Here is a 14,287-nt window from a genome sequence, read left to right on the forward strand (position 1 = left end):
ACATGAATCAGAATCTAAATATAATGAGTAAGAGTTTTTTACTGATAATTCTATTGATCCTTTTCAGTTGCAACAACAGTACGGAAACAACAGATGTAAACAAAAAAGATGGTCTCGCCGAAAGTTCCATGCGAATATCACGTGAAGCGTTACAAAATAAGATTAAAGGTGGTTGGGCTGGCCAGACCATTGGTGTTGTGTACGGTGCTCCGGTGGAATTCAAATACAACGGATCCATGATTCATGATGCTCAGAATATTCCATGGGACGAACATTATGTGAAGTATTGGTGGGATAAAAAGCCAGGATTGTTTGATGATATCTATACTGATTTAAATTTTGTACAAGCATTTGAAATGTATGGTTTGGATGTTTCATCTGATTCTATCGCAAAGCATTGGTCCAGCACAGCATACCATCTGGCGCATGCGAATCAGGCTTCACGGTATAACATTCTTAACGGCATTATGCCGCCAGCATCCGGCTTCTGGAAAAATAATCCTCATGCAGATGATATTGACTTTCAAATTGAAGCAGATTTTATTGGTCTAATGGCACCCGGTATGGTGAACGAGGCAACTAAAATTGCAGATCGAGTTGGGCATGTGATGAATAGTGGCGATGGTTGGTATGGTGGGGTTTTTGTGTCGGCATTATATTCCCTGGCGTTTACATCAGATGATCCAGCGTACATTGTAGAGCAGGCTATTAAAACAATCCCTGAAGGAACAGACTTTTATGATTGTATTTCCGATGTTATTAAGTGGAAGAAACAATTTCCAAATGACTGGAAGCAAACATGGTTTGAAGTTCAAAAGAAATGGAACCATGATACGGGTTGTCCTAAAGGTGTTTTTCTGGGCTTTAACATTGAAGCGAAAATTAACTCCGCTTACGTAGCCATAGGGATTTTATATGGTGATGGAGACTTTTCTAAATCAGTTGACATTGCTGCACGCTGTGGGCAAGATGCAGATTGTAATCCTGCGACTGTTGGTGGTGTACTAGGAGTAATGCTTGGATACAATAATATCCCTGAATTTTGGCTAAAACCATTGCAAGAAATTGAGAATGATGATTTTGAAAACACCACAGTTTCCCTTTCTAAAGCCTATGGCTGGAGTATGAAACATGCACTGGGGATGATAGAAAAAGCTGGTGGATCAACCAATGGAAATGATATCACTATTCCATTAGCGCAACCTACACCTGTGGCGTTCGAACAAAATTTTGAAAACACGTATCCAATTGAACGGAACAAAATTGACGAATCCTTCACTGATGAAATCAATTTCGAGTTTACGGGGAACGGCTATCTCTTGTATGGTAATATGGTAAAGCGATCAAAAATTGATGTAGCGTATGTGGATCGTGTTTCAAAAAGAACCTACGGTTCAGAATCATTCGGCTTAGCTGAATCCGATGATCCATACGTTGCAATTATGGAGGTATACCTTGATGGTGAACTTGATGAGACTGTAAGACTTCCTATGATGAATTCATCGCGCAGGCTAGAGCCGGCTTGGAAGTATCAACTAACTGAAGGTAGACATACACTGAAGCTTAAATGGATAAACCATGAACCTAAGTATGAATATAGAATTAACGATTTGATTGTTTTTTCTGAAAACGAACCAAAAAGTAATATTCCGCAAGAAGGTAAATAATATGAAAATATATAGATCGAAATGTGTCTTGGTAATTTTATTAATCGTAAGCATCGGCTGCGATGAGCAAAAATTAAATCCCCGGAAATATTCCAGTGAATTGCGAATTTCAAAAGCAACGTTAAAAGATAAAATCCGTGGTGGATGGGCGGGTCAAACCATTGGGGTAACATTTGGTGGGCCAACAGAATTTCGATTTAAAGGAACCATGATTCAGGATTATCAAAATATGGTTTGGCATGATCATTATATAAAGGAAACTTTTGAATTGGATCCGGGACTTTATGATGATGTATACCTCGACCTAACATTTGTGAACATTTTAGAGAAGGTTGGGCTCAATGCTCCTGCCGATTCTTTTGCAATTGAATTTGCAAATGAAGATTACAAACTTTGGCATGCAAACCAGGCTGCTCGGTATAATATCTTAAATGGAATTATGCCTCCTGCATCTGGGCATTGGATGAACAATCCACATGCTGACGATATTGACTTTCAAATAGAAGCAGACTTTGCCGGAATGATGGCTCCGGGAATGGTTAATACGGCATCTGAATTCTGTGATCGGATCGGCCATATCATGAATTATGGTGATGGCTGGTATGGTGGAGTTTATATGTCCGCCATGTATACCCTGGCATACACTTCAGATGATATTCAGTTTGTTGTGGAAGAAGCACTCAAGACAATACCGAAGGAGAGTTTGTTTTATCAAACAATTGCTGATGTAATTGGATGGCACAAGCAATACCCAAATGATTGGAAGGAAACTTGGTTTGAAATAGAAAAGAAACATACTTCTGAAAAAGGATGCCCGGAAGGAGTTTTCAATTCCTTTAATATCGATGCGCGGCTCAACGCCGCTTATGTTGTGATTGGGTTATTGTATGGTGAAAAGGATTTTTATAAAACAATGGATATCTCAACACGTAGTGGACAAGACTCAGATTGTAATCCAGCAACAGCTGCAGGTATATTGGGTGTAATGCTTGGCTATGAAAACATTCCTTCATTTTGGAAACCTGCACTTGAAGAATCAGAAGGATTAAAATTTCCATATATGGAGATCACCTTAAACGAAGTGTATGATTTGACATTTAAGCATGCACTTCAATTGATTGAACAAAATGGTGGTCAAATAGGGGAAGATAGTGTAACCATAAAAGTACAACAACCTAAAGCAGTACGCTTGGAACAGTCTTTTGAAGGGATGTTTCCAACTGAAGAACGTTATTTGCGTCAACATTATACGGATAAGAATATCAATATTGATTTCGATGGAAATGGGATTGTTGTTTTAGGAAATGTAAATAGTATTTGTTCAGTTCCAACGAGTGATTACGTAGCGATATTGGATGTTTACATCGATGGTGAAAAAGTAGAGCAAGTTAAAATGCCATATGATTATATCGTAAGAAAATACGACATCTTTCACAAGTATTTATTGGAACAGGGAAAGCATCATGTGGAGATTAAGTGGGTGAATAGAAATCCTGACTTCAGTATATACATGAAGTCTATAGTGATCTATAGTGATGCCCCCGGAAAATCGCTTGCATTAATACAATAGCAGTTTGAGACAAGAAAGACGATATCGACGAATAATGCTGTTTAGCGCTGTTATTATGCTTTGTATACTATCAGGATGTGAGGAGAATATTTCTCCCGTAGAGGAGCCATTTGTTCGTTTGTTAGAGAATCAGAAAATGAGAAGTCAAATATTTAAGGTGGATATAAACTACGCAGTTTTGTTACCGAAAGGATATGATGACTCAACTGAGGAGTATCCGGTAGTATACCTCCTTCATGGATTTGGTGACAATGAAAAAGCTTGGTACTCAAGTCTAAATATTCAGTACTATGTTGATTTATTTGAAGGTGAGATTACTCCGATGATTTATGTTATGCCCATCGGTTATAACACCTATTGGGCAAATCGTTACACGGGAAATTATCCCTATATGGATATGATCACAACGGAGTTAGTACCCACTGTCGACCAGTTATTCAGAACAAAGGCGAATCAATCAGCGCGTGCAGTCATGGGGTATTCAATGGGTGGTTATGGTTCCCTAATCTTACCAGCTTTGAATCCTGATGTTTTTACAATTAGTGTTCCGCTTAGCATGTCCTTCCGAACAGACGAACAATATCAAGAAGAACCACAAGGTGTATTCGATTATCAATGGGCTCCAATATTTGGAGGAAAAGGACTTAGTGGAGAAGCTCGACTTACTGATCATTTCAAAGAACACAGTCCCTTTCATTTCTTTGATTCACCAACAGCACAAAGTCAATTTAGTAATTTAAAAATTCTTTTGGATTGTGGGGATGATGAGGAATCTCTTTCCAATACAAATGATAATTTACATGTATTGATGCGCGATCGCAAGATTCCTCATGAATATCGTGTCAGAAATGGCGCACATACAACCGACTACTGGAAAAAATCACTTGTCGAAGCGTTGAGATTTATTAGCAATGGTGTTCAGGGAATACCTCATCCAACAGAAGCTACTCCAGTAGAGATTGGTACACGCATTATCAGCAGCGACTTTGAATCCATTGATATATCGGACGAATCACTTCGCATATTAGAACCTGTTGGGTATGCTTCAACCCTGAGTGAGTATCCAACCATTTATTTTATTCATGACGATGAAAATTCACAAGCGAATCTGATCGATGTTTTTTCCATATTCAGAAATGCAATGACTGCATCTAAAATTCCCAATGCAATCGTAGTTGAAATCAAAGTATCAGAGGTAGTGGATTATGATAAGCTGGTTCAAATTATAGAAGGGGTTGAGTCAAAATATAGGGCAAAACCCAGCCATTTAAGCCGAACCATTATAGGTAATGGATTGAGTGGGAAAATTGTTACGGAAATAGTTTCTGAAGATTCAGAGTTATTTAGCTCATGTTTCCTAATAGGAGCACAACTAGCTGACGAAGCACAGAATCCAGGTGAGCTTTTCTATTACCTGGATACTACAGATGATGCAATTGGATATAGAGGTTATCACAATTTGTACATGAAACTAAGAGAACAAGAAATTGGATACGAATATAGAGTAAGACAAGGTACGGAAACATATCAATCATTTTTGAATGGTTTATATGAATCACTTCCAATTTTAAAGGTACGACTTACGCAAGAATAAGGTATAAAGAATAAATGAAGAGAAGTATAATCATATCGGCACTACTGCTTTTTGAGATGACTGTTCATGCTCAACAAGTACCGTTACGAATTATAGAAGGGCTTTCAATAGAGAGTAAAATTCTGAGTCAAGAAGTTAAATACTCTATTATTCTTCCCGAAGACTATTATACTTCTAAAACAAGTAAATATCCAGTCGTTTATCTTTTGCATGGTTTGGGTGACAATGAGTCTTCATGGCTGGAATATGGCCGGGTGAATCAATTTACAGATGGTGCAATAAAGAATGGTGACATCGTTCCGATGATTTTTGTAATGCCAGAGGGTTTTAGAACATATTATGTGAATGATTACGCCGGAAAATTTCTGTATGAAGATATGTTCATCAAAGAACTAATACCATTTATTGATAAGCAGTATAGAACCATCCCTGATAAAGATCATCGTGCAACCATGGGATATTCAATGGGTGGGTTTGGTGCTTTAGTATTACCACTCAAAAATCCTGATGTATTTACGATTAGCGTGCCCTTAAGTATTTCTGTTCGAACAGATGATCAATACGAAACCGAGCGTAGTGACAAGTGGAATGAACAGTGGGGTCGGTTATTTGGTGGTGTTGGGAAATCTGGTGAAGAACGAATCACTGAATATTACAAACAACATTCTCCATTTCACATTTTCAGACAAAGTGATCTTTCGAAATACAAAAACCTCAAATTATATATTGATAATGGTGATGATGAGTATACCCTTGCTAAAAGCAATGAAGAATTACATATCCTGTTACGTGATAGAAACTTTCCGCATGAATTTAGAATACGGAATGGCGGTCATGAATTTTCTTATTGGAGAGCAGCAATGCCAAATGGATTTCGGTTTATTAGTGATGCCTTTGAAGGAAAACTATACAGAGGAGATATAATAACAAATCAATTTAATGAAGTCGCTAGTACCGGATCTAAAAAGTTTGTCAAACACGATGCATATACTGTTGTGCTTCCAGAGGAGTATGCACAAACAAATCGCTCATATCCTGTTATTTATTTTCTCGGAATCTTAGAAGAAAAGTCACAAAATGAAATATCAAACTATGTAAAAAATGCTATCCATACTGATAAATTTCCAACCTCCATTTTAGTTTTCTTGAAGGACGACAGTGTTGATTTGTTAAACAGTTCAATTTTGAAAGTGGAAAAAGAATATCGAATCCGTGATGGATATCGCTTTCGTTCTTTGATTGGACTTCATGATGGCGGGAGGAATGCATTGGCATTAGCATCTGTACCTCAAAAATTCACCTCATGTGTAGCGATTGACAGTGATATTAATTTTGATGCACTTCAAATATCAATTGAAAAGAATAAAGATGTTTTCTCACGTACCTGGTTATACTTTACCACCACTGATAAGAGTCCTAACTATTTTTCAAATGGTAAGGCGCATACCCTATTAAGGGAAAAAGATATCTATCATGAATATCGCGTTCAAGAAAGTGTAATTGATAAAAGTTACTGGTTGAAAAACCTTTCTGAATTTCTCGATTTCACCCAAAAAAAAATTCACCGATAACAAAAAACAAATATGTATATAGTAAATAGTTACTCACTGGCAATTTTATTCACGGTAATCACCATGTTATGTTGGGGTTCGTGGGGAAACACGCAAAAATTGGCTGCCAAAACTTGGCGCTTTGAATTATTCTATTGGGACTACGTAATTGGTATTCTACTACTTTCGGTTCTTATCGGGTTAACTTTAGGGTCTACAGGTGAGGAGGGTAGAGGGTTTGTTGATGATTTAGTACAAATCAGTGCAGCTAATATTGGAAGTGCTATACTCGGTGGTATTATTTTCAATGCGTCAAATATTTTATTGTCAGCGTCTATTTCAATAGCGGGTATGGCAGTAGCATTTCCGTTAGGTGTCGGAATTGCATTGGTGTTGGGTGTTGTAGTTAACTATATCAGCGAACCAAAAGGTGATCCTATCATTCTGTTTCTTGGAGTTTCATTGGTAATGGTAGCGATTATTTTTAATGGTATTGCCTCCGGAAAAATGAACAAAGGTGAAAAGAACGCTTCATCAAAGGGTATTAGGCTTGCGTTAATCGCTGGGGTTTTGATGTCTTTCTTTTACCGTTTCGTAGCTGCAGCCATGGATGTTAATAATTTCGAATCACCAACAGTTGGGATGGCAACACCGTATACTGCATTTTTCCTCTTTGCATTGGGCGTATTCCTAAGTAATTTCTTATTCAACACCATTATTATGAAGAAGCCTTTTGTGGGAATACCTGTTACATACGGGCAATATTTTAATGGAAGTATATCAACTCATTTTGTAGGTATAACCGGCGGTGCGATTTGGGGCTTAGGAACAATTTTGAGTTTCCTGGCGGCTGGGAAGGCAGGTGCAGCAATTTCGTATGGTTTAGGTCAAGGTGCAACACTAGTAGCTGCTTTGTGGGGAGTATTTATTTGGAAAGAATTTAAAGGTGGTAGCAAAATGGTTAATCTTCTTTTAATAGCAATGTTCCTGCTTTTTATTTCAGGGTTGATTTTAATCATCACTGCTGGGAATAATTAAATTTTTACTATGGATAAAGAATAAATTTTAATCTGATCAAAAAAAACGAAACAATAACTAAACAAGTCAACTATGAAAAAGTATCTGATGTTTTTAAGTATGGCTGTGCTTACGTTAAGCATGGTATTGATAAGCGCATGTAGTGATGATGAAGGTGGTGGTGCACCGGAAGTTGAAGCCTCCTTGATCAAGTCAATTTCAATTGATTACTCTGGAGGAAGCGGGGATGAAGTTGAAATGTGGGAATTTATCTATGACGATAATGATCGTGTTACGAGCATTAACAACTTTTGGAATGGAGATTTAGATGATGTTATCCTATATGACTATTCAGTTGCTGGTAAACTTACAATAACAAAAAGTGGTAATGAAACAGTATATGAAATTGATTCAGAAAACAGAGTGACTAAAGAATTCTGGAATGAAGAACAAACTGAGTATGAATCATATCAGTATAATAGTGATGGACAAATGATTAAAGTGTTCGAATTTTATGATGGTACTAGCCATTTAAAATATGATTTGACCATTTTGAATGGCAATGTTACCAACAGAATACGTTACGGAGATGACGGGGTATCAGTTACCGAAGACAGAGAGTTTGCGTATACTATTGGTGATAATGTGAGCGGAATTCACCAGATATATCAAATTGATTCCGAATGGAAAAATGTTGGTGGTACTTTCGGTAAGCAAAGCAAAAAACTTGTTGATTCTTATGTCCGCCATATTACTGCTGATCCTACATCTAATTATCGTGCAGATTTCGAATATACTTTTGATACCAAAAATAGAGTAGCAACTCAAACCAAAAATGGAACAAGCAGTGGGGGTCCCTTTTCTGAGTCTTGGTCATATACATATTATGAAGACTAGTAATTTCTAGATTTTATTAAGAAACAGGTTAGTTTGGTAAAAGGCTATTGAGGACTCGCGTCCTCTTTAGCTTTTTTTATTGTAAGTCTATATTCTTGGCTTTAATGATCGTTGTTACTTTTAGGGCCCTACTCTAGCAGCCCTTCGCGGGTAGGGATTTTCACCTGGAGATTTTAATCGGTTGAATAGAATTTAAAGAATTTTAATTATATTTGATTTAAGAAAATAGTTCATTAACATGCTGTGTTTTGATATCGGTGGCAGGATTTAAAAATCCGGCATTTCGGTTTGTCAAAAAATGTGAATCCTGTAACATATTCACAATGAGCGAAATACAATAACGGTTCCGGAGCCGTACGGGCTACGAAATAAAATGCAACTGCTTATGAATAAGGTGGTTGCATTTTTTGTTTCTTGCCCATCCGCACCAAAGCCCTTCCTTAAAAAATTGTCATTTCGCTGACGGTTCCTAAACTTTTTACGGTAAACCCCGTACTAAGCCAAGTGCATTTCGTAGTAAGCCACAGGTTTATTTCCCTTCGTACATGATTGAGCAGTTGGAGCCGAACATCCTGCAGGAGATGTTCAATAGTATAATTGAGGATGCTGATGCCAATGTTTTAATTGTAAATAATCAGCTTGAAGTAGTTTCCATCAACAATGGATTTTACTGGATATTCCTGGAAAATTATGGGCTCGATTTAAAACCGGGTTGCAACATCGTCAATGCCATGACCTCCGTCAATTCAGCACTGGCTGAAGAATGGCGATCACGTTGTGCATTGGCAAAAACAAGCACTCCCTTTCGTGTGGAGGATACGTTTGAACTCGATGGACGAACCTTTTATTGGGAGGTGTATTACAAGGCCATTCCGTTGCACGATCAGGTCTACATTTCTGTGTTTAGTCGCGACATCACCGTGCGTAAGGCTTACCAGCGCAGGCTGCTGGAGAACGAAGCCAATCTTCGATCTATCATCAATACAGTCGACAACAGCATTTGGTTAATTAATACCCAATTTGAACTCATTGATTTTAACAAAGAATTTTACAAACAATACAAAAAGGCGTTTGGAGTTCGATTGGAAAAAGGAAAAAATATAATCGAACTACTTCCTGAAGAAAATCTTGAGCTTCGGAGAACGTGGACAGACCGATACATGCAAGGCCTGCGCGGACGGCCCGGCCGGAATGTGGACACCTACCTGATCGATGGAGAGTGGCGCGTGTTTGAAATCAAAACTTATCCGATTGTTGAAGATAGTGTAGTTTCCGGTTTAACCGTTTACTCGCGGGATATTACTGCCTTTAAGCAAGCTGAAGACAAGTTGACGGCACAAAATGAAGAGCTTTCTAGGATTAATGCGGAGCTGGACCGGTTTGTGTATAGTGCCTCACATGATTTGCGGGCTCCTTTAATGTCGATTAAAGGGCTTATCAATTTAATCAGACTTGAAAACCAATCGGAGCCAACAACCAATTACCTGAACCTGGTAGATCGAAGCATTCTGAAACTGGACAATTTCATTACCGACATAATTCACTATTCGCGAAACTCCCGGATGGAGTTGTTACCTGCGCCAATCGAGTTTGAAGCTTTGCTGGAGGAATCGCTTAGCTCGTTGCGTTATATGGACGATGCTAATCTGGTGAAATCAATAAAGGAAATCACGGTAACTTCTTCTTTCTATTCTGATAGAAGCCGGATACAGATTATTATGAATAACTTACTGTCCAACGCGGTACGGTACCGCGATCCATGGAAGGCTGATTCATACATCAAAATAAAAATTAATGTTGGAGAGCACGAGGCTCAAATGGAATTTACCGATAATGGAATAGGAATTGCTGATCACTACCTCGACAAAATTTTCAAAATGTTTTTCCGTGCATCAGCTGATAGTAAAGGGTCAGGTCTGGGGCTTTACATTGTTAAAGCTGCAGTTGAGAAACTTCATGGAACAATTCAAGTTGAGTCGCAGTTGGGAGTAGGCACAACTTTCCGAATAGCCCTTCCGAATCAAAAGGCATTACAATAGCAGATGCTTAAAACATGCTGATAACCGGATTTTGGCTGGCGTATTCACCATCTGCACAAATGCGCAACATCACATCGGCCATTGCATCCGGTGAAATCCACTTACTGAAGTCGGCATTGGGCATGGCCCTTCGATTATCAGGGGTATCAATCGTGCCGGGAACAAGTACGCTTGCCGTGAGGTTGTGATCTTTCCCTTCTGCATTTAAAATTTCAGCAAGTTTAAAAATTAGCGACTTAGAGAGCGAGTAGGCAACGGAGTTTTTAGCTTCACCGGCATTCAATACAGGTTTTGCCCCGATAAGGATAATGCGCCCTTCTTGCCGCTCCTTCATGTGTGCCCAGGCGGGTTGCGCAATATGAAAGGCAGTTTTAAAATTGAGTGTAAACATCTTGGTTACATCCTCACCCGATGTTTTATGAAGTTTTCCTGGCGCAAACCCTCCGGCCAAAAGCAAGGCCGCATGAATTGGTCCATGTGCAGCGATTGCTTTCTTAAAAAATGAATTTGATTCTTCTTCGCTGGAAAGATCAATGTTGTAATAGGTAAGATTTTTTGTTTCCGCGTGAATTGTGGATCGGTGAGATGTGGTTGCAATAACCGTATAACCTGCATGAAGAAATTTTTGTGTAACTACCTTACCCAGGTTGCCGGTTGCTCCGGTAATGATCACGTTTTTCTGCGGCATCAATTTTTCTTTTTAGGCGGACTGTGTTTTTTCTTCGACTTTCCGCCATGCAGGTGTTGATACTTGGATTGAACGGGGCCCGTTTGTGAGCCGGTATTTTTCTGATTTTTCTTTCGCCTTTCGCGGATGTCGATCTCCACGATTCGCGAAAACCCTATGGTGAGGTATGCAAACATTTCCCTACGCTGACCCGGTAAATCGTAAATGGCTGTGTTGTTATTGATTTGATCGATATAATCCTGTTTACGGGTATCAAATATTCCATAGTATCCACGCAGGTCAAATGAAACACGGTAGTTTTCACCAATATCCCAATCGGACATAAAACCAATGGCACCATAAAACTGAAGGCTGTTAAAATCTTTTTTCTCCAACAGAACCTGATTACTCAGGTTTGGTACGATGACACCATCATATTCCACAATGTATTCAGCCGGTAAATTTGGAATTACAGCAGGTGAGAAGCGCAGTTTACTATCGGTATGGGTTATAGTTTCTTCTCCACCAATCAGGTAAGCCACACTGGCAGAAGCAACAAAGCTTACCTTGAAGAAGGACATATCAATCAGGTGTAATTTAAAACCAATTGGTGCATGAAAGTAGGTGAGGTTGATATTTCGTTCCCCCACATCACCACCGGCAATGTTGATTACGTTAAAGTGTTGCCCTGCTTTAAAAATGCTTGGATCGAATGTAAAACCAAAACCGGGTCGGTCAACGCCATAGTGAACTCCAATTGGAGCGAATTTTACATTGTACTTAAGCCGGTAGCGTGGATCTTTGTTGAAGCCTTCATCCCACGTATACGGAATGGTGAAACCTGTGAAAACACCTAATGAGTGAACCTCCTGAGCATCAGCACCATAGAAGCCTGCAAATAGCGTGATGAGCAGGATGTATGGTTTAAGCATGGCAGGGGTCATTTGATAAACGCAATTATCAAGGCAAAATAGCAATTAATCCCAATTAAGGGAAAGGGCACTTAATGATGCAAAAGGGTTTGTTAACGATGGATTAATGATCCAAATCCCTGAAGGGCATGCAATAAGCAAAGGGTTTGTTTGGATTTGATTACGCGAGGTTATGATACACGTTCTGCACGTCATCATCACCTTCCAGGGCTTCCACACATTTCAGCACTTCATCCTGTTGCTCTTCTGTGAGCTCTTTTGTGGTAGCTGGAATGTAGTGTAGTTCTGAACTCTTAGGCTCCAGGTTTTTTGATTCCAGATACTTTTGCATGTGACCAAACTCCGTGAATTTGGTGTACACAATGGTTTCTTCTTCTCCACGTTCAATGTCGTCAGCCCCGGCATCAATCAGTTCAAGCTCCAGTTCATCTAAATCTAGTTTATCCGGATCGAATTTGAAAACACCCTTTCGTTCAAACATGAAGGACACGGATCCGGAGTTACCCATGCTGCCGCCATTTTTTGAAAAGTGCAACCGTACATTAGCCACGGTGCGCGTGGGGTTATCGGTGGCACACTCCACTAAAATTGGTACACCATGCGGACCATAGCCCTCATAGGTTACTTCCTGAAAATCTTTTTCTTCTTTTGAGGAGGCACGTTTGATGGCAGCCTCCACACGATCCTTGGGCATGTTCACGCCCTTGGCGTTTTGAATGGCCATGCGCAGCTTGGGATTGTTTTCCGGTAACGGCCCGCCTTGCTTTACGGCAATGGCTATATCCTTTCCAATCCGGGTGAAGGCTTTTGCCATCTTGTCGAACCGGGCAAACATCTTGTGTTTTCGTTTTTCAAAAATCCGTCCCATGGTAATTCAGTTAAGGGGTCAAAAATAAATTTTTCGCGCTTATTCTTCCAACTGGACTTACGCAAACTAAAGTGAGCCTGTCAGGTTGAGCCTGTCGAAACCGGTTTTCTTCCTGAAATAGCCTTCGACAGGCTCAGGCTGACAATAGTTCTTAGGTCTTTGCGTAAAGTCCACCTTCCAATCCATCAAGCCCTTTCTGCCTTCTCCCAAACAACCGATTGCCGGCCTTTCAGTATTCTGATCAACCCGAAGAACACACTCAGGTTCATCAGGGTAAAATAATAGGGAACAAAAAATCCTTTAATCGGAATTTTTTTGTTTCGAAAGATGTGACCGATCGATGCTAACAAGTAAAAGGCAAGTTGCGCATATAGGGTTAGTTCAAAGATGTATCCGTAAGAAAATAAAAAAGCATTACTGATGAGAAGAGTCACAAGCGATAGGGGAGCTAACGTCCAGCGCAATACGCGGTGTGAGATGTACTGAAATGAGGTAACACCGTAGCGAAACGGGTTGAACAGATTGGTTAGTCTGGCTATTGCTTGGAGGCCACCCGCTGAAATGCGCACTTTTCGTTTCCACTCATCTTCGGTGGTGGCGGATGGCCCTTCCATAGCATAGGCATCCGGTTCATAAACAAAACGATAGCCTTGTGCAACAATTTTCATAGAGAGGTAAAAATCTTCAATGATGGTGTCGGGTGGGGGACTTTGATACAGATGTGTTCGTATAGAAAATAATTCTCCGGCCGCGCCAACCACGGTATGTAAATCGGAATCTGCTTTTTTAAGCATCGATTCATATTTCCAATACAGACCTTCGCCAGCCCCTGAAGCACTGTCGGCTTCTTTACTAATCACGCGTTTTTCTCCGGCCACTCCACCAACTTTTTCATCCTGGTAATGACGCACGATATTTTTGATGGCTTCCGCATTAAGCAGTGTGTTGGCATCTGTAAAAACTGTAATGGGGGTTTGAATGTGTTTCATGATCCGGTCAACGGCATGAATTTTACCTCTGCGTTCCGGTTCATGAAAATGCTGTACCCGATCAAACGTGTTAACGATGTTTATCGTATTGTCTGATGATCCATCGGTGACGACTAAAATGGATAGTTTTTCATGCGGGTAATCCAGCGACAATGAGTTTTGCAGCTTCTCAGCGATGAACCGTTCTTCATTGTAGGCGGCAATAACCACCGTAACGGCAGGCCAATCGGTAGTTTCTTGGGTTTTGGGTGCTTTTCGGGAACTGAACTTTGCCAGCACCACGGCTATCAGGAAGTAAACTAAATATGTGTATAGAAGAATGCCTGAACTGATCCAAAACAAAAAGAGGTAAAAATCGGTCATGGGCGCTAAAAATGGCCCTAAAAATGGTGAAAAAATCCCTTTTTGAGCGAAAATACATCAGTAAATAGCCGATATTTGTTACCCTTTTCAATCTGACAATATACAGGGTAATGAGGAGTGTTGTTTAATCCTTA

11 protein-coding genes are annotated in these 14,287 nt (G+C 39.7%); 7 read left to right on the forward strand and 4 right to left on the reverse strand.

The annotated features are described in order from the left end of the window. Nucleotides 1-2 precede the first annotated feature (2 nt). The 7 genes from QY309_05515 (at nucleotide 3) to QY309_05545 (ending at nucleotide 10,334) form a co-directional block, all read left to right on the forward strand. Nucleotides 3-1,667, forward strand: a complete 1,665-nt coding sequence (locus tag QY309_05515) for an ADP-ribosylglycohydrolase family protein (GenBank protein ID WKZ60939.1) — start codon at nucleotides 3-5, stop codon at nucleotides 1,665-1,667. A 1-nt stretch (nucleotide 1,668) separates the two neighbouring features. Beyond that, nucleotides 1,669-3,237, forward strand: coding sequence for an ADP-ribosylglycohydrolase family protein (locus QY309_05520; GenBank protein WKZ60940.1), 1,569 nt, complete (start codon nucleotides 1,669-1,671; stop codon nucleotides 3,235-3,237). 34 nt (nucleotides 3,238-3,271) lie between these two features. Further along, nucleotides 3,272-4,831, forward strand: coding sequence for an alpha/beta hydrolase-fold protein (locus tag QY309_05525; protein ID WKZ60941.1), 1,560 nt, complete (start codon nucleotides 3,272-3,274; stop codon nucleotides 4,829-4,831). A gap of 14 nt (nucleotides 4,832-4,845) precedes the next feature. Next, on the forward strand, nucleotides 4,846-6,402 hold the full coding sequence (locus tag QY309_05530) for an alpha/beta hydrolase-fold protein (protein ID WKZ60942.1): 1,557 nt from the start codon (nucleotides 4,846-4,848) through the stop codon (nucleotides 6,400-6,402). A 12-nt stretch (nucleotides 6,403-6,414) separates the two neighbouring features. Beyond that, nucleotides 6,415-7,419, forward strand: a complete 1,005-nt coding sequence (locus QY309_05535; protein ID WKZ60943.1) for a GRP family sugar transporter — start codon at nucleotides 6,415-6,417, stop codon at nucleotides 7,417-7,419. A 72-nt stretch (nucleotides 7,420-7,491) separates the two neighbouring features. After that, nucleotides 7,492-8,295 carry a hypothetical protein gene (locus QY309_05540; protein ID WKZ60944.1) on the forward strand — a complete coding sequence of 268 codons (804 nt, stop codon included), beginning with the start codon at nucleotides 7,492-7,494 and terminating at the stop codon, nucleotides 8,293-8,295. A 545-nt stretch (nucleotides 8,296-8,840) separates the two neighbouring features. Continuing rightward, the gene (locus QY309_05545; GenBank protein ID WKZ60945.1) at nucleotides 8,841-10,334 is read left to right on the forward strand and encodes a PAS domain-containing sensor histidine kinase; all 1,494 of its coding nucleotides are present in this window, start codon (nucleotides 8,841-8,843) and stop codon (nucleotides 10,332-10,334) included. Nucleotides 10,335-10,341: 7 nt separating this feature from the next. On the opposite strand, the gene QY309_05550 is transcribed toward QY309_05545, so the two are convergent. From QY309_05550 to QY309_05565, 4 genes are all read right to left on the reverse strand, one after another. Beyond that, nucleotides 10,342-11,022 (reverse strand): SDR family NAD(P)-dependent oxidoreductase, encoded by a 681-nt coding sequence (locus QY309_05550; GenBank protein WKZ60946.1) that lies wholly within the window; start codon nucleotides 11,020-11,022, stop codon nucleotides 10,342-10,344. Further along, nucleotides 11,022-11,933, reverse strand: a complete 912-nt coding sequence (locus QY309_05555; protein WKZ60947.1) for an outer membrane beta-barrel protein — start codon at nucleotides 11,931-11,933, stop codon at nucleotides 11,022-11,024. The genes QY309_05550 and QY309_05555 overlap by 1 nt, the downstream gene beginning before the upstream one ends. Before the next feature lie 160 nt (nucleotides 11,934-12,093). Next, entirely contained in the window at nucleotides 12,094-12,801 is a 708-nt protein-coding gene (locus QY309_05560) for a YebC/PmpR family DNA-binding transcriptional regulator (protein ID WKZ60948.1), read from the reverse strand. Between the two features lie 185 nt (nucleotides 12,802-12,986). Further along, nucleotides 12,987-14,153, reverse strand: a complete 1,167-nt coding sequence (locus tag QY309_05565; GenBank protein WKZ60949.1) for a glycosyltransferase family 2 protein — start codon at nucleotides 14,151-14,153, stop codon at nucleotides 12,987-12,989. Nucleotides 14,154-14,287: the final 134 nt, after the last annotated feature.

This window comes from Cyclobacteriaceae bacterium (genome assembly GCA_030584025.1).
Lineage (GTDB): Bacteria > Bacteroidota > Bacteroidia > Cytophagales > Cyclobacteriaceae > UBA2336.